The organism is Clostridium sp. FS41 (assembly GCF_000954015.1).
Lineage (GTDB): Bacteria > Bacillota > Clostridia > Lachnospirales > Lachnospiraceae > Enterocloster > Enterocloster citroniae.
This window is the reverse complement of record NZ_JYHN01000056.1, coordinates 66,904-86,346: the sequence shown is the minus strand read 5'-3', so window position 1 is coordinate 86,346 and position 19,443 is coordinate 66,904. Positions and strand designations below refer to the sequence as shown.

Below are 19,443 nucleotides of genomic sequence, written 5' to 3'. Positions count from 1 at the left end.
ATGAACATCTTAAAAGAAAAACTGAAAAACCATGAACCGCTGGCAGGGGCGCATGTGATCCTCACAGACCCATGCATATCTGAGATCGTCAGCAATCTGGATTATGATTTTATCTGGATCGATACGGAACATTCGGCCATTGACTACAGGACCCTGGAGATGCACCTTATGGCAGTGCGGGCCGGGGGGACACCGGCTGTTGTCAGAGTACCCTGGAACGATCCCATACTTGTAAAGCGCGTTTTGGAGCAGGGGCCGGATGGAATCGTATTCCCTGTGATCAACACGGCTGAGGAGGCCAGACAAGCCATGGAAAGCTGTCTTTATCCTCCGGAGGGAAAGCGGGGCTTTGGTCCCATCAGGGCTGTCAAATACGGTTTGGAGGACATGGACGGGTACATACGCACAGGCCATAAGGAGTTGTGCAGGCTGATACAGATAGAGAGCAAGGAAGGAGTAAGGAATCTGGATGAGATTTTGTGCAACCCATATATAGACGGGGTGATCATTGGAGCCTGCGATCTGTCCGGCTCCATTGGGATCCTGAACCAGGTGTTTGATGAACGGAATTTAAAGCTCATTGATGAAGCGGTGCAGACGGCTGGGAGGCATCAGGTACCTATTGGGATATCCACCGGCTCCACTGATCCGGAAACACTGAAATTCTGGTATGACAGGGGACTGACCATCTTGTCCTCTGGAATGGATTATTCCTATATCCTTTCCGGGGCAAGGCAGACTCTGGATACGATCAGAACCGTGTTCGGCAGCTCCCCTTGTGCATGAATAGTGGAAAATGTGCACAAAGACAGCCACCCTCGCATGGGGCATATTGAATGAAAATAAAATGATCGTCAAAAAACGCCTGACATCGACCTGGTTTTAGTGTTACAATAAATATTATAAAATTAGGGAAGCAGGCGGTAAAAATATGTTTGAAAAAGGCCAGTATATCATTTACGGCATCAGAGGGGTCTGTGAGGTCATGGATATCACAACCATAGACAGGCCTGGCGGACCACAGGGCAAGCTCTATTATGTTCTCAGGCCCTATTATCATCAGGATTCCAAGATCGTCACCCCGGTGGATTCGGACAAGACCGTGATCAGGCCGCTCCTTACCCGGGAAGAGGCCCTTGAATTGATCGACAGGATCCAGGATGTGCAGGAGATGGAAGTGACGGAAGACAAGCAGAGGGAAGAACGGTATAAGGAGGCATTAAAAACCTGTGACTGCCGTGTATGGGTCAGTATGATAAAGGCATTATACCTGCGCAGAAAGGACAGGATCGAACAGGGAAAGAAGATGACGGACCTGGACGAGCGGTATTTTAAGACAGCGGAAGAAAATCTGTATTCAGAACTGGCCCTGTCCCTGGGAATGTCCCGGGATGAGATGGTGGACTATATTAAGGGGCGTGTGCTGGCGGAGACGCCGGCAGTAGGGTAAAGAAAATAGGGCGCAGCCAGGCTCCCTTCCGGTAAACAGTTGAGATCGTCAAACTGTTTACATGGAAGGGAGCTGTTTTTATGTGGGGAAATAGAGGAATTTTAGACAAGTCTTTGATATACTCATGTTCATAAAAAGCTGAAAGGAGAAAAAATAAAGATGAGGATAAAGAAGATTGCCCTATTGTGTACGACAGGTGCGCTGTTGATGAATGCAGTTCCCTGTTATGCCGCTTCCCAGACCATGGTATCGGTTTCCAGCTCTGCCAACAACTACGCTCAGATACCGGATGCCGAAACTCTCAAAAAGGATGTTGGTTTTGAACCAAAGGTGCCGGAGATGCTTGCCGGAGGATTCAAGTTTTCATCCGGGACCATAACAGAAACATATGATGGTGATGTAAGCAGCTCTGCTGCCAATAAGAGGATGGGGATCAGCTTCAAATATACGTCAGATAAGGATACCGCAAAAACAGTTTCCTTTTCTGCAGAACCATACGATGGCCAGTCTGTAAAGGAAAATGCATCGGTTTCAACATACGGTGATATAGAACTGTATTACAGCACGCAATACGCAAATTATCTGGGCTGGTTCCAGAATGATATTTATTACAGTCTGATGGATGTCAACCGGGGGATTACAAAGGATGAGATGACTGCCATGGCAAAGGAGATCATTAATATGGGGACAGATGCTGTGAATGAAAAATAATCTCAAGAGCGTAAAAAACTGCTAACCGGAGTCTTCACAGTTAGCAGTTTTTTAATATCCGCAGATCCTATCCGCCGAAATTATTCAATGACGGTTCCGCCATTTCCCTTCAAGCTTTCCTTGGCTTTGTCCAGGGTGGTGATGATGGCCTTGCGGCCCTTTCCGCTTTCCAGGAAATCCACGGATGCAGCTATCTTGGGCAGCATGGATGCAAATTCAAATTGTCCCTGGCTGATGTAATCCTTGGCCTGATCAATAGTCATGCGGTTGATGGGCTGTTCGTCCTTTGTCCCGTAATTCAGGGTTACGTTCTCAACACTGGTGAGGATCATCATCACATCGGCGTCCACCTCTTTTGCCAGAAGACCGGTGGCCAGGTCCTTCTCAATGATAGCGCTGGCGCCTCTTAAGTTATAGCCCTGTTCCATCACAGGGATGCCGCCGCCTCCGCAGGCGATCACAAGCTGGTCGGCGTCCAGCAGGGCCTTGATGGCATCGATCTCCACAATAGCGATGGGATGAGGGGAAGCCACGATCCTTCTGAACCCGCCTTCCACTTCCTTTACATGGTTGCCCTTTGCCTCTTCCTCCTCAGCTTCCTTTGCTGTCATCACACGGCCGATCACCTTCACAGGAGTATAGAAAGCCTCGTCATAGGGATCCACGGTGACCTGGGTCAGGACCGTACTGACTGGTTTATAGATTCCGCGTTTGATCAGCTCAGCCCGGATGCCGTTTTGCAGGTCATAGCCCACATAGCCCTGGCTCATGGCGGAGCAGACCGACATGGGGGCCTTGCTGTATCCATCGTGCTGTTTTCCGAATTCATTCATGGCAGTGTGGATCATGCCTACCTGAGGGGCGTTGCTGTGCACGATGGCTACCTGCCATCCCTCCTGTATAAAATCAGCAATGACCTTGGCAGTTCTGGCCACAGCCGCCTTCTGCTCCGGAAGATTGGTTCCCAAATCTTTGTGGCCAATGGCCATTACAATGCGTTTTTTTGCCATAATCCATACCTCGCTTGTCTTTATTTCAATCCACATCGGATTCGGATCAAAGAGAATCCGCACAGTAGATATACTGCTTTGAATGTGTTGTATAAATAAGATTATTATAGGGGAAATTGGGAAAAAATGCAATGAAAAGAGATAAAATATAGTGGCAAATCCCATACAGTCATGCTATACTGTCAGCAGAATGAAAACAGGAAGACAGGCGGTTATGAAGGATGGAAGAGAGCTGCTGCCCCAGGGATGGCAGCTGCGCATAGCATTAATAACAGCTGCTGCCGTGGCTGGGAACCTGCTGGTAAGGGTCATTCCGTGGCCGGAGAGCAGCCTGGCTGCTTACGAGGCAGCCATGGAACCGGCATCCCTCCATGGAATCCGGTTTCTCGCATCCACGCTGTTAGCCGCGCCCCTGGCAGAGGAACTTATATTCCGCGCGCTTCTTTACGGCTGGCTCAGAGGTTATATGGGATTTTGGTCTTCCTCCCTTATTTCAGCCCTGGCGTTTGGGCTGTATCACGGAAACTGGATCCAGGGCATTTACGCGTTCACGATCGGAATGATATTGGCATGGGGGTATGAGACCAGCATTTATAGGAAATACCTTATGGCAGTGCTCATGCACGGGGCAGCGAACCTGGCGTCCCTGGTGGTGTTTGGGCTGTGATGGAGAGGACATGCCCTCATCCGTCCGGGAGGACATGCACTGTACATGCTGCGTGCAGTACAGGCAGGTGTCTGCGGTGAAGACATGGAATGCCCATAACGGGCAAGGAACAGGAGGAGAAAAAGTGAAATTATTATCCGTAGCAATACCCTGCTATAATTCGGAACGTTATATGGAACATTGTATCCAGACCCTGCTTACCGGCGGGGACGAGGTGGAGATCATCATTGTGGATGACGGGTCCGCCAAGGACAGGACAGCAGAGATTGCAGACGAATATGCACAGAGATATCCCGATATCTGCCGCGCGGTCCACCAGGAAAATGGCGGACACGGAGAAGCGGTGAATACAGGTCTTAAGAATGCCAGGGGTATTTTCTTTAAAGTGGTGGACAGTGACGATTGGGTAAATGAGGAGGCGTTCCGGAGTGTTCTGGAAACACTGCGCCGTTTTGTGTACGGCAAGGATACCCTGGACATGCTGGTCACCAATTTTGTGTATGAAAAGCAGGGAGCAAGGCGGAAAAAGGTGATGAAGTATCACACTGCCTTTCCAAAGGATAAGGTGTTTGGATGGAATGAGGTCAAGTTTTTTATGACAGGTCAATATATCCTGATGCATTCCGTGATCTACCGGACAGGACTTTTGCGCCAGTGCGGTCTGGAACTGCCCAAGCATACATTTTATGTGGACAATATTTTTGTATACCAGCCATTGCCCCATGTGAAGAATATCTATTATCTGGATGTGAACTTTTACCGTTATTTTATCGGCAGGGAGGACCAGTCGGTGAATGAGGCTGTGATGATCGGACGCATTGACCAGCAGCTGCTGGTCACAAAGCTGATGCTGGGATATTATGACGTGATGAAGATCAGCAGCAGAAAGCTGCGCCATTATATGATACAGTACCTGGAGATCATGATGACGGTTTCATCTGTCCTTGCCATCAAGTCCGGCACGGAGGAAAACCTGGAAAAGAAAAAGGAACTGTGGCAGTATCTGAAGAAACTGAACCTGCCCCTGTACCTGCGCTTACGGCTGGGATTCCTGGGACAGGGATGCAACCTTCCGGGAAAGGGCGGCAGGGAGCTCCTGATCCTGGGGTATAAGATCACACAGAAGTTTTATGGATTTAACTGAGTGTCCTGAACAGTTACTATTATGAAATTAAAACGGCGTCCCCTGGGGGACGCCATTTATTATAGTTATGCCCTGAGCCGTTAACCAAGGGCTTTTTCCCTGACCTTCTTGCTTTCAGCAGACCAGTTGTATCCATAGACAATGCCGTAGATCACATAGGCCATGATAGCTGCTCCGATCATATCAATGACGGAATGCTGTTTCAGGAAGACTGTGGACAGACAGATGGAAACCATCAGTATGCCGGAACATGCCCTTATCCATGGGCGTTTTCTGAGGGACTCACTTTTCATGATAGCTATGTGGGTACCGATGGAATTATAAACGTGGATGCTGGGAAACACATTGGTGGGTGTATCGGTCCTGTAAAGAGCGGCCACCATGGTGGTGAATATGTTCTTGCCCGGTTCCAGTACCGGTCTGAAGTCTGTACCATTACGGAAAAAGGTGCAGATGATCAGGCTGATGGTCATGCCGGAAAACAGGAAAATGCAGATCCTGTAATAGTCCTCCCTGTTGGTGAACAGGAAATAGAGAATGGTCCCTGCCACGTATAAAAACCACATCATATAGGGAACAATAAAATATTCGTTAAATGGGATGAAATCATCCAGTGCCACGTGCATAACGTGGTAGTTGCGGGTAACAGTCTTTTCCAGGTAACAAAACCATGGGATATAGATAAATGCATAGGATAAAACCCACATGTGCCTGTACTTGTAAAGAAATGCTTTTATACCTTTCATAATACCAGCCTCTTTCTCAATAAGGAAGGATAAATTTGACACAAATGTAAAGAAAGTGTTAAATTTATGTTAGCGTTCTGAGATTATAGCACACTTAAAATCGAAAAACAAGGGGGTTCCCAAAAAGTTAATAAAGCTTTAGAAAGCATTATAATATATGACGAAAAACAACTTTTATTTTTAATTTTTATGTGCTATATTTAAAACATGAAATAAATTTACACAGAATGGACGGAATGTGATATGGGAGAGACACGGAGTGCGCTGGGGGTTATCTGCTCCTCCTATGACGGATTTTTTGAGGCTGAGAAAAAGATAGCAGATTATATGATGGAGCACAAGGCAGAGGTGGTGGATATGACGGTGGGGGAACTGGCCAGGGCCAGCGGCACCAGTGATGCCACTGTGTCACGTTTTTGCAGAAGATGCGGGTTTAAGGGGTTTCACAGCCTGAAGCTGGCTCTGGCCAGGGAGGTGCTGGAGGAAGAGCGGGGGGATGTAAATGTGTCCAATGAAATAAACAGGGACAAACTTTCCCAGTCCCTGCAGAATATCCTTGCCAATAAAGTGGCTGAACTGACCGAGACCGTGAATATGATGGATGTGACCCAGCTGGAGCAGATTCTTGACAAGCTGGAGCATGCCCGCATGGTGCAGCTGGCCGCGGTGGGCAATACCATTCCCGTTGCACTGGACGGGGCATTTAAGCTGAACCAGCTGGGGATCGCGGCTGTGGCCGGGGATATCTGGGAGGCGCAGGCGGCCTATGCCTTTAATCTGGGGCCCCGGGATGTGGTGCTGGTCATTTCTAATTCCGGTTCTTCCAAGCGGCTTCAGGCCCTGGCGGAAGGGGCAAAGGAAAATGGGTGTACCCTGATCCTTATTACAAACAACAGCAGTTCTCCCCTGGCTGAGATCTGTGATCATAAGATCGTCACAGCCACCAGAGAGAAGCTGCTCACCGAGGAATTCTGGTTTTCAAGAGTGACGGCAACCGCTGTGATGGAGATCCTGTATCTTTTGCTGCTGTCAAGTAAAAAGGATGCCGTGGAACATATACGGCGCCATGAAAAGGCTATATCACCGGACAAACGATGATTTGGGGATTATTGTAAATATACAAACGAAAAATCGAACATAATATACAAAAAACAGGCGGCTTTTTACATAAACAGGCAGCCTGTTTGTGCATTGTGTAGAAATATTATAAGAAATATATTTTCCTATAAATAACTATTGACGAAAATACAATATCGTATTATGATTAAGACAACAAAGAAATATATTTTCATGAATAGAGAGGTAAGTGATATATGATTTACACAGTAACATTCAATCCGGCACTGGACTATGTGGTAACCGTAAATCATTTCACACTGGGAAGCGTCAACCGGACGGTCAGGGAAAACATCTTTTATGGTGGAAAAGGCATCAACGTTTCGGCGCTGCTGGCAAATCTGGGGTATGAAAGCACGGCTCTGGGGTTTGTGGCAGGATTCACAGGAGAGGAAATTGAGAGGGGAGTAAAGGCGCTGGGATTCGGGTCTGACTTTATTAAGGTAGAAAATGGAATGTCCCGGATTAACCTGAAGCTGAAATCCGATGAGGAAAGTGAGATCAACGGCATGGGGCCGCAGATCACCCCGGATGATGTGAGGAAACTTTTTGAAAAATTGGGCAGACTGACTAAGGGGGATGTGCTGGTGCTTTCCGGAAGCATACCGGCAGCCATTGATGACACGATCTATGAGCGTATCATGGAACGCCTGGACGGCAGAGGGATCAGGATCGTTGTGGATGCGGAAAAGGACCTGCTGCTCAATGTCTTAAAGTATCATCCGTTTTTGATCAAGCCCAATAACCATGAGCTGGGACAGATGTTTGGGACAGAACTGTCCACAGATGAGGAGATTGTGGAGTATGCGGGAAAGCTTCAGGACATGGGAGCGGTGAACGTGCTGGTGTCCATGGCAAAGGACGGAGCCATCCTGGTATCTGAGGACGGCCAGGTGCATAAACAGGCTGTTGCAAAGGGCACGGTAAAAAATTCCGTGGGCGCAGGGGATTCCATGGTGGCCGGATTCATCGCCGGATATCTGGACACCGGAGATTACCGGCATGCGCTGAAACTGGGGACCGCCTGCGGAGGCGCCACTGCGTTTTCCGATGGGATCGGGACAAAAGACCTTATTATGAAGTTGTTTGAAACACTTTGATGAAGCAGGAGGGGCGATCTTTTATGCGTATAACTGAATTATTAAAAACAGAAAGTATTGAATTGGATGTAAAGGTGTCTTCCAAGGAGGAGGCCATTGACCGGCTGGTATCCCTGATGGATGCGGGCGGACGGCTGAAGGACAAGGCCGGTTATAAAGAAGGGATCCTTGCAAGGGAAGGATTGGGAAGCACGGCGATCGGTGAAGGGATTGCCATTCCCCATGCCAAGGTGGAAGCGGTGGGGACGCCGGGACTGGCAGCCATGGTGGTGCCTGAAGGGGTGGACTACGATGCATTTGACGGCTCGCTGGCCCATCTGCTGTTTATGATCGCGGCTCCGGCAGAGGGAGCGGATGTCCACCTGGAAGCATTGTCACGTCTGTCCACGCTGCTGATGAATCCGGGATTCAAGGAAGGACTCATTGCTGCAAAGTCCAAGGAAGAGTTCTTACAGATCATTGATGAAGCAGAGGTGGCTCGATTTGGCGCCCCGGAGGGAGCGGAGGCGTCAGAGGGCGGAAAGAAGGGTACAGAAGAGTCTGGGGGTGTGAAGGACGGAGCATCAGAAGGTGCAAATGCGGGAGCGCCTGCAAGCGGAAATGCCGGCAGCGTCAAGGCGGAAATAAAGGGCTACCGGGTGCTGGCGGTCACAGCCTGCCCCACAGGGATCGCCCATACCTATATGGCCGCGGAAAACCTGGAGAACACAGGTAAAAAGCTGGGGATTCCTTTAAAGGCTGAGACGGACGGTTCCGGCGGCGCCCAGAACGTACTCACCAGGGAAGAGATCGCCGGGGCGGATGCCATTATCATTGCAGCGGATAAGAACGTGGAAATGGCGCGGTTTGACGGCAAGCCGGTTATCATGGTTCCTGTGGCGGACGGTATCCACAAGGCGGAGGATCTGGTTAAGCGGGCTGTAAGCGGCACTGTACCGGTGTATCACCATACCGGGGCAGCGGGCAGTACGGGAATAGAGGACGGCAATGACAGCCTGGGGCGTACTGTTTATAAGCACCTGATGAATGGCGTGTCCCATATGCTTCCCTTTGTGATCGGAGGCGGTATCCTGATCGCCCTGGCGTTCCTCTTTGACGATTATTCCATTGATCCGTCAAACTTTGGCAAGAATACGCCTCTGGCAGCATATCTAAAGACCATTGGAGAGCAGGCATTCGGCATGATGCTGCCGATCCTGGCCGGATTTATCGCTATGAGCATTGCCGACCGCCCAGGTCTGGCTGTGGGCCTTGTGGCTGGCATGATCGCAAAGATGGGGTCCACCTTTGCCAATCCCGCAGGCGGTGATGTGAACGCAGGTTTCCTCGGCGCCCTGTTTGCGGGTTTTGTAGGCGGCTATATTGTGGTGGGGTTGAGAAAGCTTTTCTCCAGGCTGCCCAAATCGCTGGAGGGTATTAAGCCCGTGCTCTTATATCCCGTGATCGGCATTTTCCTGGCAGCTGTGGTCACCACGTTTATCAATCCGTATATGGGCATGATCAATGACGGGCTGACCAGGTTCCTTGGCAGTATGGGCGGAGCCAGCAGGATCGTGCTGGGTATGGTACTGGGTGGAATGATGTCCATTGACATGGGCGGCCCGTTTAACAAAGCGGCGTATGTATTCGGGACAGCGCAGCTGGCTGAGGGAAACTTTGAGGTCATGGCAGCCGTTATGGCGGGCGGAATGGTTCCACCCATTGCCATTGCGCTGTGTACCACATTTTTTAAGAAGAAGTTCACGGATAAAGAACGCCAGTCCGGTATTGTGAACTATGTCATGGGACTGTCCTTTATCACAGAGGGTGCAATCCCCTTTGCGGCACAGGATCCGCTGAGGGTAATCCCTTCCTGTATTATCGGGTCTGCCCTGGCAGGCGGTCTTTCCATGGCCTTTGGCTGTACGCTGCGGGCGCCCCACGGAGGTATCTTCGTACTGCCCACCATTGGAAATCCATTTATGTATCTGGCAGCCGTTGTCGTGGGAGCGGCCGTGGGCTGTGTGATCCTGGGATTCCTTAAGAAGAATGCACGGCAATGATGAATGAAACAGGTACCGGGTGCTTATAAGGGGAGTATTTGGTATAATAAAAAAGATGTACACAGACAGCAGAGCGGTTTAGGCCGCTCTGTTATTTTTAAATTGCATTTAGCTATCATATTTTAGCGGTTCATTGACAGGTTGGATAAATGTTGGTAATATTATGGTAAAGTTAATATGATTTAAATAAGGAGCAGTATGAAGATAAAAAGGATTGAACAAGAGGAAGCATATATCCAGAAAGCACAGAATGTTACGATTGAAGAGTTGTGTGAAAAATTTGGAGTGTCTAAAAATACAATACGCAGGGATCTGATAGAGTTAGAGAAGAAGGGGAGCATTGTAAAGAATTACGGGGGTGTTTCCAGTACGATCCAGAACTATGATGTTGGAATGCTTCCGTTTAATACGCGGGGACACCTGATGCTGGAGGAAAAGAAAAGAATTGCAGAAAGAGCGGCAGAATTTATAAATGACGGAGATTATATTTTTGTGGATTCCGGTTCTACGGTGTGTAATCTGGTGGATTACATAAAGAATCTCAACGTCACAGTGCTGACAAATAATCTGGATTTTATTATAAGAGCCCTGCAATATCCTAATATTCAGATTATCACATTTTCAGGTATCCTGAACAGGGATTACTACTCCTTTACAAGTATTGATGAGAGGAGCGCGGAAATACTTTCAAGCTATAATTTTACCAAGGCATTCATGGCAGCAACCGGCGTAACTGTACAATATGGTGTTATGAATTCCCTTCTTTCTGATAATGAATTAAAGGTAACTGCAGTTAACCGTGCCCAGGAGGTATATTTGCTGGTTGATCATACTAAATTTGGAAAGGTGACCATAAAATCCTATGGATCCCTGGAACAGATTGACACCATTATTACAAACCAGCCTCCGTCTGATGATATGATGGAGAGTATCCGGCAATGCGGCTGTGAAATTATTGTTGTTTAGTGAAATTAATATGATGCAAATCATATCCATGGACTGGTATAATTTACCAATTCATGGATTTTTTAGTATAACCAAAATATAACCATAATAAAACCATAAAACAATCAAAATGAACCATAATATCATCAAAATATATTGACAAGATAACCATTAAGTGATACTATAATGGCGAAACCACAGATGATTATTGTAGCATTATCCAATGATTTTTACAAAGAAGGGGGAACTTTCAAATGAAAAAAATTATGACACTCATTGCCGCAATCTCAATTGCCAGTACGATACTGTACGGATGCGGAGGAAAAGAGACCGCTGTGCCAACAACCTCAGGCGGAGGTCAGAATGTGGAGGCAGCTGAACGGAGCGGGGAAACTATTAAATTTACAATTACATCAGATTCGCCTAAACGGGCAGAATACTGCCAGTTATTCGTGGATTACGTTGCCGAGGCTTCAGAGGGGAAGTATGTGGGTGAGGTTCTTGCGGCCAGTTCACTGGGCTCTGCTGCGGATACAGCCCAGATGATACAGATGGGTACATTGGATTTCAATCTGAACGATGATATGTCGATTGATGGCATTCTTGATGGAAAACTGGGATTTGCATGGCTTCCCGGTCTTGTATCAGACTATGATGAGGCAGATCAATATTATAATGAGGGATGGATTGCAGACCAGGTTGCAAAGATCATGGAAGAGAACAACATAATCAGAATCAGTTCTTTCTGTAATGGTTTCAGGCAGGTGGGGAATATGAAGCGTGAGATAACTGACATGTCCGATCTGAAAGGACTGAAAATCAGAATCCCTTCTGTAGCCTCTGTAGAATCCTTCTATGAGAAATGCGGTGCCCTTCCTGTTTCAATTCCAGGGTCTGAAGTATTGTCAGCTATCCAGACAGGGACGGTAGACGGTCTTGATAATGCGGTATTCAATTATGTAAATCAGGGGTTAACAGATGTTATAAAGTATATTACGGAACTGAACTACTGCTATTCCGGCGGATGTTTTGTATCAAGCCCTAAATTTTGGAACACCTTAAGCGATGATGACAAGGATATGTTTACGGAGTGTGCAAGGAAAGCATCAGCGGAGTTTACGGAATATTTCAGGAATACAACGGATGAACTGGTGAAGAGCGGTGTTGACAGCGGACAGTGGGTGGTATCACAGCCGTCAGAGGACATGAAGGCTGGGCTGCAAAAGATTTATGAAGAAATATGGGAAGAATCAAAAGGCAAATATCCGGCAGATATCATGGATATGATCATCAGCGGAGATTATAAAAAATAAGGTTTTAAAGCTGCATGAAAGAGAGAATGTATATGGGAGAAAGTAAATCAACAAGATCGCATAATATGAATGTATTTGAAAAAATAAATCACTGCTTTCTTTATTTTGAAAAGATTGTGCTTACGTTCTGCACCATTGTTCTTGTTATAGCTATTTTTATTCAGGTTGTCTGCCGTTACATATTACTGATCTCTACCCCGTGGGCAGAAGAATTGGCACGGTATCTGTTTGTGTGGATGGCTTATCTGGGAGGGGGATATGCGCTCCATACCGGGGGACAGATAGAGATTGATATAGCGCCTACCATTATCAAATCATTGAAAGGGATAAGCGCTGCAACAAAAGACAGGATCATTCTGCTGTTAAAAACAGTAGGTCTGGTGATAACAGTGGTGTTTCTCCTTGGTTTTTGCTGGGTATTTGGGAATTACATTATGTTCATAGCTGGAGGAAGCCAGACATCCCAGACAATGCATATTCCTATGTGGATTGTATATTTCCCCGTACTTATTGGATCCCTTATTACGGTGTGGCATGGGGTATACAGGATACTGTGCAATATTTGGCCTGTATCCGTTAATGCAGAATGAAGGGAGGGGAATAAGATATGACACCATTAACAGCATTATTGGTATTTATAGGTACGTTTTTATTTGTGGCAATTGTTTTTGTGATTCCTGTTAGCTACGCATTGGGAATTGCCTCCATGGTTGTGTTTATGGCTGGGGGCCATGATGTGGTTACGGTTGCACAGTATGCATGGTCCTCCTTGGACAGCTTTTCTTTCCTGGCAATACCGTTTTACATATATGCCGGTACATTGATGGAGTACAGCGGCATTTCCAAAATGCTGATAAACTGGATCGGAGGTATTATAGGCAGGGTAAGGGGAAACCTTGGAATCATAACCATTCTTGCATCCATGGCCTTTGGCGTGCTTACCGGTTCTGCTATGGCAACAATATCCGCTATTGGAAAAATTGTTCAGCCGGAAATGGAAAAAGAGAAATATCCCAGAGGTTATGTGGCGGCATTACTGGCAGCTACATGCTTTTTAGGGATCCTTATTCCTCCGTCCGTACCGGGAATCATGTACGCGCTGTCGGCGGGAATTAAAATATCGGATGTCTGGATGGTCACTATTGGACCGGCGCTTATTTTTATGGTTGGATATATTGCTGTTAATTATTGCAGGATTGGGCGCCATCTTCCAAAGCCGGAGGCAGTTTCCATAAGCGGAACTGAACGGCTGGCAGAGTTTGGAAAAAACACATTCCGTGCAATTCCAGCGTTACTCATGCCTGTTATTATATACGGATGTATATATGGCGGTATTTGTACGCCTACGGAAGCCGGCGCGTTAAGTGCGGTATATGGCATTTTTTATTATCTGATCTTATGGTTTGTAAATAAGAAAGCGATCAAGGTCGATTTCCTTACCATAGCGGCGATCAGCGGTGCATCAACAGCTGTGATCGGATTGTTAAACGCCTTTTCGGTTATTGCAGGGAAAGTGATAACACTCACCGGGGTCTCCGGTTTCCTTTCAAACCTCATTACACAGTCCATTTCAACCAGAGGCGGCTTCCTTTTAATGATTAATATCCTGTTTCTGTTTATGGGAACATTTATGGATATTAACGCCACAATTCTGATCATGACGCCGCTTCTTCTTCCGGTAGCAATGAACGCTTATGGTATTACAGCGATCCATTTTGGCGCGATCATGCTTGTGAATATGTGCGTGGGATTTTTGACACCGCCTTTTGCAGTGGGGATATTTGTGGGACAGAAAATCGCAGGAGCTACATTTACAGACACAGTAAAGGAAGCAGTACCCTTTATCATAGTTGGTCTGGCGGCGGTTTTGGTCACAACTCTTTGTCCTGGATATTTAATGTTTTTTGTTAATCTGTTTACGTAAATAAAATATACCCGGATAATAATTTAAGAAAGGTAAAGGTGATGATTGATGGAATTCATGGGATATAGTGCACGAATGCGCCGGTTAATGCCTGAAAAGGACGGCAGATATTTCGGATTGACTGTGGACCACAGTATGGCCAGGGGAGTTATGAGAGGACTTGATACCTTCCAGCAGACCATAGATGATATGTGTGCAGGAGGACCGGATGCTATAACCATGCATAAAGGATTGGCAGAACGGTGCTTTGGCCAACATGCAGGTATTACCCCCTTGGTATTGAAATGCACTACTTTTTCGCCCTACCAGCCGGATTTTGACACACCGGTGGCCACGGTAGAGGAAGGTGTAAGACTGGGGGCGGACGCAGTGTCCATCGGGTGTATTGTATGCGGAGACAAACAGCCGCAGCAGTTATCTACGCTGGCCGATTACTGTAAGAAAGCAAAAGAACTGGGAATGCCTGTCATATCCCACATATATCCAAGAGGAAACTGCTTAAAAGATGATGCAAGATATGATTGGAAAAATATACTGTATGCAACAAGAGCTGCGGCAGAGCTGGGAGTTGATCTGATCAAGACGAATTATACGGGAGATCCGGAAAGTTTTGCAAGGGTAGTGGAAGGAACCCCCAGTATGGTTGCCATTGCTGGAGGCGATAACTGCCGGACTCCTCAGGAATTGTTGAAAATGACAAAGGATGTACTGGACTCCGGTGCAGTGGGAGTTACCTATGGCAGGTTTATTATACAGTATCCTAAAATCACTCCCATGGTCAAAGCAGTAAAGTCGATCATACATGGCGGATATTCAGTGAAAGAAGCAATGGAACTTTTGGAAGAGCTGGAACATGAGTGATGGAGATGACATAATGCAATTGGACAGATTTAGAAAAATGGATGTAATAGCAATGGGAAGGGCAACGGTAGACCTGTATGCAAATGAAACCGGGCCCATGGAAGAAGCAAAGACATTTTCCAAATATGTGGGAGGGTCTCCGGCCAATACCGCTGTTGCCATGGCGAATCTTGGACTGAAGGTGGGATATATTGGAAAAGTGTCGGATGATGCTTTCGGAAGATTCATATGTTCCTATTTGAATGGAAAAGGTGTGGATATTTCCCATATACGTACTGATGACACGGGAAGAAGATCAGGATTGACCATGGGAGAGATCAGAGAAAATGGTAAGTGCAGTTATTTTATGTACCGTCAGGATTGCGCGGATTTGAATATACAGTGCACAGAAATCGATGAAAAATATATTGCCGATGGGAAAATGCTTCTGATATCCGGCACATCACTTACACATAGCCCTGCCAGGGAAAGTGTTTTTCTTGCCATGTCCTATGCCAGGAAAAATAACACCAGGATCATACTGGATTTAGACTATAGGACCGATACGTGGGATACGGAGGAGGAAGCATCTGTGTATTACCATATGGCAGCGCTTCAATCAGATATGGTAATCGGTACGCGGGAGGAATTCGATGTTATGGAGCGGATGTTTCTTCCTGGAAACAGGGATGACAGGAAATCAGCAGAATATTTCCTTGAGCGTGGGGCGGAATATGTGTCTATAAAAAGGGGAAAGGAAGGCTCCTGTATATATACCAAAGAGGATATCTATCATGGCGGGGTATATCCTGTGAAGGCGATCAAAACATTCGGCGCAGGAGATGCATACTCAGGTGCATTTAATTATGGGATAATCAGTGGATTTACCATAGAGAAGTGCTTGATGTATGCGGCTGCGGCTGCCTCCATTACGATATCAGGACACAGCTGTTCTGATTCAACGCCTACACTGGAACAGATCGATAGGTTTATTACAGAGAATGACTATATATGCGGATAAAAAAAGAACTGCCGGTTGGGCCGTTAAGGCAGGACCGGCAGTTCTTTTTTGGAAAGGAAGGCATGAAACAATTAGTCTCAATTACGGATGATTTGACAGGGGCGGCAGCAAAATTGAAACTAGGTTGTGTACCGATGATTCCCTATGCAGAGCCAGGCAGTAAAGATTTGGCTGAAAAAGCACGGATCTCTATACTGAAAAATCCCTCCAGTAAAATATTTTTAATGAAAGCCCATGGCATACTGATTTTGGAACAGAGTGTAAAAGCTGGATTTGAGCTGGCAGAACTGACAGAAGATACTGCGAAAATCGCTTTATTAGCAGGAGACAGGTTAATAATGCGGAGGAGATGCCTTAAAGGGGATGGGTTTTAGGTGAAATCATTATTTTTACGCATCCGGCGGTATGAATAAAGACTTTCTCTGGGCTTGACAACCAGACAAAGCTGGAATAATATGATTCCAGAAGTGGAAGGACTTTTTAAGCCCGTTCCACATGTGTACTCCCGGAATCACCGGGAGCATGCCATATAATATAAGGAGGAAACAGATATGCTGCAGGCAGGAGTGAAAGCGCCGGATTTTACATTAAAGGACAAGGATGGGAATGAGGTTACACTGTCTTCCTTTCAAGGAAAGAAAGTAGTTCTTTATTTTTACCCCAAGGATAACACCCCCGGATGCACCAAGCAGGCGTGTGCGTTTGCGGGAGCTTATATTGGTTTTAAACAGAGGAACGTGGAGGTGATCGGGGTCAGCAAGGACAGTGAGAAGTCCCATTCCAACTTTGCCGCCAAGTATGAACTTCCCTTTATCCTGGTATCGGATCCTGAGCTCACAGCCATTCAGGCATATGATGTGTGGAAGGAAAAGAAGCTTTACGGAAAAGTTTCCATGGGCGTGGTGAGAAGCACCTATGTGATCGATGAAAAGGGTGTGATCGAGAAAGTGTTTGAAAAGGCCAAGCCGGACACCAATGCCCAGGAGATACTGGAGTATCTGGACCTGGCATCAGAATAGATAAGGGGTATAATATGGAGAGACAGGAAGAACGCTCCCTGCCGGAACAGATATCAGAGGCCCTCATTGACTATATTTTGAAACAGAAGCTTCAGAAGGGGGACAAGCTGCCCAACGAATTTTCCCTGGCTCAGATGCTCTGTGTGGGAAGGGGGACCATAAGGGAAGCAATCAAGATACTGGAATCCAGGAACATTGTGACGGTGAAACACGGGGCCGGAACCTTTGTTTCTGAAAAATACGGGATTTCAGATGACCCGCTGGGGCTTTGCCTTATGGAGAACAAGGAAAAAACCGTAAAAGATATGGTGGATATGTGCGTGATCATTGAACCGGAGATCGCTGCCATGGCTGCACAGTATGCAGAGGAAGAGGATGTGAAGGAGCTGGAGCGGCGCTGCCAGGAGGCGGAGCAGTGCATCAGGTGCAGTCAAAGCCATGTGGAATGTGATATTTCCTTCCATACACAGATCGCGGTGTGCAGCAAGAACCGTATTGCAGCCAGCCTGATACCGATCATCACATCTTCGGCAAGGATTTTTTCCGAGCTGACCAATTACAGTTATCCGGAGGATACTGTAAGGTGGAAATTGGGGGGGGGTATAAAGAGATCACTGAGGCTATTAAAAGACATGACTGCCGGGAGGCCAGGGAATCCATGCTGCTTCACGTGATGACCAACAGGCGCAGATTGGCACAATTTTTGTGACAGATTACATAAAATGTAAAAACTTTGATAAGATGCAGTGATAATAGAAAACAACGATAGTAAGGTGGTATGATGACTTTGTGAAACACAAAAAGACATCATACCATTTTTTCTTCCCCAATACCCACCCATATATTGTAAAAAGTAAGAAAATGTCTAATAAATTATACAAAATGCACAAATATATAAAAGATTTATTGATTATATTAACATATTATTAAGTTTGCATAAAAAACATGTTGACGTTCTATGGGCATGTTGTTATAATACAAATTAGCGATACGTCATACCTATTTTGCAAAATGCCCTTTCGGAAGCAGGAGGGTAAAAACAGACGGGAATTGACATATTAATGGTCCTGTGACCAGCTTAACTGAGGGTTAAGCACTAGTGCACTCTCGGAGATTCCGGGAGTACACAATATACCAAAGGAGGATTTTGATTATGACAAAGAAGATTTTATCAGTAATGCTGTCGATCTCCATGATGGCAAGTCTTGTAGCCTGTGGCGGCGGCTCTTCCACACCATCCACCACGGCGGCTGCATCCGGAACAACAGCGGCAAGTGAAGCAGCGGCAGGCGGCAGCGAGGCGGAGAGCAGCGAAGCTCCAGCAGAGGCAGCCGGAGATTACAAGATTGGCATCATGACCACAACGGTTTCACAGAGTGAGGAGAGCTACCGGGCAGCTGAGATGCTTCAGGAACAGCATCCGGACACAGTTGTACTGGCAACATTCCCTGATAAATTTGCAACTGAGCAGGAGACCACTATTTCCACAGCCCTGAGCCTTGCTTCTGATCCGGATGTAAAGGCGATCATTTTCAGCCAGGCTGTACAGGGTACTGCAGCAGCTTGCCAGAAGATCCGCGAAGTACGCCCTGACATCCTTCTGATCGCAGCCGGCTATCAGGATGACTCTGCTACCACATCTTCTAACTGTGACGTGTTCTATCACTCAAACGTTCCGAAGATGGGCTTCCAGATGGTGGATGAGTTAAGCGATATGGGCGCTAAGACATTTGTACACTATTCCTTCCCGCGCCACCTGGCATGGCAGCCAACCGCTGACCGTCTTCAGAACATGAAGGACCGCTGTGCAGAGCTGGGCCTGACCCTGGTTGAGACCACCACACCTGACCCAATGTCGGATGCAGGCACTTCCGGCACACAGCAGTTCGTATTAGAGGATGTTCCGCGTGCAGTTGACCAGTACGGCGCCGAGACAGCTTTCTTTGGCACCAACACCAGCCAGCAGGAGCCTATGATCAAGTGCGTGGTTAATACAAAGTCCTACTTTACCATGCCTTCCGACCCCTCTCCATTTGTTGGTTTCCCATCTGCTCTGGGTATTGAGGTACCGGCAGACAAGTTATATGATTCTGATTACATGATGAATGCTATTTCTGAGAAACTGGCAGAGGCGGACATGACAGGCCACATGGGAACATGGACCGCACCTCTTATGACCCTGTTCATGACAGGAAGCTACGCTTATGCGGAAGCATTCTGCGAAGGCAAGACGAACGGAGAGAAGCTGGATGCAGAAGTATTCAAGCAGACCCTCAGCGATGCGGCCGGCGGCGAAGTGGACGTAGAGAACATTACAGACGGCGGAACTACATATGACAACGGCTTCTTCATTATGTGTAGCTACGAAAGATTCTAATTGTTAAATCTCTCTCTA

At 46.9% G+C, this 19,443-nt stretch carries 20 protein-coding genes; 18 read left to right on the top strand and 2 right to left on the bottom strand.

Going from position 1 to position 19,443, the window contains the following annotated elements; genetic code table 11:
* The 3 genes from CLFS41_RS10915 to CLFS41_RS10905 all read left to right on the top strand — a co-directional run bounded on the left by CLFS41_RS10915 (position 1) and on the right by CLFS41_RS10905 (position 2,161).
* Complete coding sequence (locus CLFS41_RS10915; protein WP_007867174.1) at positions 1-786, top strand: aldolase/citrate lyase family protein; 786 nt, start codon at positions 1-3, stop codon at positions 784-786.
* Between the two features lie 145 nt (positions 787-931).
* Positions 932-1,450, top strand: a complete 519-nt coding sequence (locus CLFS41_RS10910) for a CarD family transcriptional regulator (RefSeq protein ID WP_007867171.1) — start codon at positions 932-934, stop codon at positions 1,448-1,450.
* Positions 1,451-1,609: 159 nt separating this feature from the next.
* The gene (locus CLFS41_RS10905; protein WP_007867169.1) at positions 1,610-2,161 is read left to right on the top strand and encodes a DUF4367 domain-containing protein; all 552 of its coding nucleotides are present in this window, start codon (positions 1,610-1,612) and stop codon (positions 2,159-2,161) included.
* An 80-nt stretch (positions 2,162-2,241) separates the two neighbouring features.
* Here the strand turns inward: CLFS41_RS10905 and arcC are convergent, their stop codons facing one another.
* Positions 2,242-3,171 (bottom strand): carbamate kinase, encoded by a 930-nt coding sequence (gene arcC / locus CLFS41_RS10900; RefSeq protein WP_007867166.1) that lies wholly within the window; start codon positions 3,169-3,171, stop codon positions 2,242-2,244.
* 214 nt (positions 3,172-3,385) lie between these two features.
* On the opposite strand from arcC, the gene CLFS41_RS10895 reads away from it, so the two are divergent.
* Together CLFS41_RS10895 and CLFS41_RS10890 are read left to right on the top strand one after the other, a co-directional pair.
* Positions 3,386-3,838, top strand: coding sequence for a CPBP family intramembrane glutamic endopeptidase (locus CLFS41_RS10895; RefSeq protein ID WP_007867164.1), 453 nt, complete (start codon positions 3,386-3,388; stop codon positions 3,836-3,838).
* 124 nt (positions 3,839-3,962) lie between these two features.
* Positions 3,963-4,982 carry a glycosyltransferase family 2 protein gene (locus tag CLFS41_RS10890; protein ID WP_040417148.1) on the top strand — a complete coding sequence of 340 codons (1,020 nt, stop codon included), beginning with the start codon at positions 3,963-3,965 and terminating at the stop codon, positions 4,980-4,982.
* 80 nt (positions 4,983-5,062) lie between these two features.
* Here CLFS41_RS10890 and CLFS41_RS10885 read toward each other — a convergent pair whose 3' ends face one another.
* Positions 5,063-5,728, bottom strand: a complete 666-nt coding sequence (locus tag CLFS41_RS10885; protein ID WP_007867160.1) for a phosphatase PAP2 family protein — start codon at positions 5,726-5,728, stop codon at positions 5,063-5,065.
* Positions 5,729-5,971: 243 nt separating this feature from the next.
* On the opposite strand from CLFS41_RS10885, the gene CLFS41_RS10880 reads away from it, so the two are divergent.
* The 13 genes from CLFS41_RS10880 (at position 5,972) to CLFS41_RS10820 (ending at position 19,425) form a co-directional block, all read left to right on the top strand.
* Positions 5,972-6,826: a MurR/RpiR family transcriptional regulator gene (locus CLFS41_RS10880; RefSeq protein ID WP_007867158.1), complete on the top strand. Its 855-nt coding sequence runs from the start codon at positions 5,972-5,974 to the stop codon at positions 6,824-6,826.
* A gap of 215 nt (positions 6,827-7,041) precedes the next feature.
* Positions 7,042-7,944, top strand: a complete 903-nt coding sequence (pfkB, locus tag CLFS41_RS10875) for a 1-phosphofructokinase (protein WP_007867156.1) — start codon at positions 7,042-7,044, stop codon at positions 7,942-7,944.
* A gap of 23 nt (positions 7,945-7,967) precedes the next feature.
* On the top strand, positions 7,968-9,986 hold the full coding sequence (locus CLFS41_RS10870) for a fructose-specific PTS transporter subunit EIIC (RefSeq protein ID WP_045092294.1): 2,019 nt from the start codon (positions 7,968-7,970) through the stop codon (positions 9,984-9,986).
* Positions 9,987-10,184: 198 nt separating this feature from the next.
* Positions 10,185-10,952, top strand: a complete 768-nt coding sequence (locus CLFS41_RS10865; protein ID WP_045092293.1) for a DeoR/GlpR family DNA-binding transcription regulator — start codon at positions 10,185-10,187, stop codon at positions 10,950-10,952.
* A gap of 233 nt (positions 10,953-11,185) precedes the next feature.
* Entirely contained in the window at positions 11,186-12,244 is a 1,059-nt protein-coding gene (locus CLFS41_RS10860; protein WP_007867152.1) for a TRAP transporter substrate-binding protein, read from the top strand.
* Between the two features lie 32 nt (positions 12,245-12,276).
* Positions 12,277-12,834, top strand: a complete 558-nt coding sequence (locus tag CLFS41_RS28975) for a TRAP transporter small permease (RefSeq protein ID WP_157140332.1) — start codon at positions 12,277-12,279, stop codon at positions 12,832-12,834.
* 17 nt (positions 12,835-12,851) lie between these two features.
* Positions 12,852-14,168, top strand: coding sequence for a TRAP transporter large permease subunit (locus CLFS41_RS10850; RefSeq protein WP_007867150.1), 1,317 nt, complete (start codon positions 12,852-12,854; stop codon positions 14,166-14,168).
* Between the two features lie 75 nt (positions 14,169-14,243).
* Positions 14,244-15,029, top strand: a complete 786-nt coding sequence (locus tag CLFS41_RS10845; protein ID WP_197092166.1) for a fructose-bisphosphate aldolase — start codon at positions 14,244-14,246, stop codon at positions 15,027-15,029.
* A gap of 13 nt (positions 15,030-15,042) precedes the next feature.
* Positions 15,043-16,029 carry a 5-dehydro-2-deoxygluconokinase gene (gene iolC, locus CLFS41_RS10840; RefSeq protein ID WP_007867146.1) on the top strand — a complete coding sequence of 329 codons (987 nt, stop codon included), beginning with the start codon at positions 15,043-15,045 and terminating at the stop codon, positions 16,027-16,029.
* Positions 16,020-16,403 (top strand): class II aldolase/adducin family protein, encoded by a 384-nt coding sequence (locus CLFS41_RS10835; RefSeq protein WP_045092291.1) that lies wholly within the window; start codon positions 16,020-16,022, stop codon positions 16,401-16,403. The genes iolC and CLFS41_RS10835 overlap by 10 nt, the downstream gene beginning before the upstream one ends.
* A 177-nt stretch (positions 16,404-16,580) precedes the next feature.
* The gene (gene bcp / locus CLFS41_RS10830) at positions 16,581-17,048 is read left to right on the top strand and encodes a thioredoxin-dependent thiol peroxidase (protein ID WP_007867143.1); all 468 of its coding nucleotides are present in this window, start codon (positions 16,581-16,583) and stop codon (positions 17,046-17,048) included.
* Positions 17,049-17,062: 14 nt separating this feature from the next.
* On the top strand, positions 17,063-17,722 hold the full coding sequence (locus CLFS41_RS10825) for a GntR family transcriptional regulator (RefSeq protein ID WP_242856818.1): 660 nt from the start codon (positions 17,063-17,065) through the stop codon (positions 17,720-17,722).
* A gap of 479 nt (positions 17,723-18,201) precedes the next feature.
* Positions 18,202-19,425, top strand: coding sequence for a DUF3798 domain-containing protein (locus CLFS41_RS10820; protein WP_007867140.1), 1,224 nt, complete (start codon positions 18,202-18,204; stop codon positions 19,423-19,425).
* Positions 19,426-19,443 lie beyond the last annotated feature (18 nt).

Coding starts and splice junctions, on each gene's coding strand:
- pfkB (WP_007867156.1), top strand. CDS start 7,042: ATGATTTACACAGTAACATTCAATCCGGCACTGGACTATGTGGTAACC.
- CLFS41_RS28975 (WP_157140332.1), top strand. CDS start 12,277: ATGGGAGAAAGTAAATCAACAAGATCGCATAATATGAATGTATTTGAA.
- CLFS41_RS10865 (WP_045092293.1), top strand. CDS start 10,185: ATGAAGATAAAAAGGATTGAACAAGAGGAAGCATATATCCAGAAAGCA.
- arcC (WP_007867166.1), bottom strand. CDS start 3,171: ATGGCAAAAAAACGCATTGTAATGGCCATTGGCCACAAAGATTTGGGA.
- iolC (WP_007867146.1), top strand. CDS start 15,043: ATGCAATTGGACAGATTTAGAAAAATGGATGTAATAGCAATGGGAAGG.
- CLFS41_RS10880 (WP_007867158.1), top strand. CDS start 5,972: ATGGGAGAGACACGGAGTGCGCTGGGGGTTATCTGCTCCTCCTATGAC.
- CLFS41_RS10845 (WP_197092166.1), top strand. CDS start 14,244: ATGCGCCGGTTAATGCCTGAAAAGGACGGCAGATATTTCGGATTGACT.
- CLFS41_RS10860 (WP_007867152.1), top strand. CDS start 11,186: ATGAAAAAAATTATGACACTCATTGCCGCAATCTCAATTGCCAGTACG.
- CLFS41_RS10910 (WP_007867171.1), top strand. CDS start 932: ATGTTTGAAAAAGGCCAGTATATCATTTACGGCATCAGAGGGGTCTGT.
- CLFS41_RS10870 (WP_045092294.1), top strand. CDS start 7,968: ATGCGTATAACTGAATTATTAAAAACAGAAAGTATTGAATTGGATGTA.
- CLFS41_RS10885 (WP_007867160.1), bottom strand. CDS start 5,728: ATGAAAGGTATAAAAGCATTTCTTTACAAGTACAGGCACATGTGGGTT.
- CLFS41_RS10820 (WP_007867140.1), top strand. CDS start 18,202: ATGACAAAGAAGATTTTATCAGTAATGCTGTCGATCTCCATGATGGCA.
- CLFS41_RS10895 (WP_007867164.1), top strand. CDS start 3,386: ATGAAGGATGGAAGAGAGCTGCTGCCCCAGGGATGGCAGCTGCGCATA.
- bcp (WP_007867143.1), top strand. CDS start 16,581: ATGCTGCAGGCAGGAGTGAAAGCGCCGGATTTTACATTAAAGGACAAG.
- CLFS41_RS10825 (WP_242856818.1), top strand. CDS start 17,063: ATGGAGAGACAGGAAGAACGCTCCCTGCCGGAACAGATATCAGAGGCC.
- CLFS41_RS10905 (WP_007867169.1), top strand. CDS start 1,610: ATGAGGATAAAGAAGATTGCCCTATTGTGTACGACAGGTGCGCTGTTG.
- CLFS41_RS10850 (WP_007867150.1), top strand. CDS start 12,852: ATGACACCATTAACAGCATTATTGGTATTTATAGGTACGTTTTTATTT.
- CLFS41_RS10835 (WP_045092291.1), top strand. CDS start 16,020: ATGCGGATAAAAAAAGAACTGCCGGTTGGGCCGTTAAGGCAGGACCGG.
- CLFS41_RS10915 (WP_007867174.1), top strand. CDS start 1: ATGAACATCTTAAAAGAAAAACTGAAAAACCATGAACCGCTGGCAGGG.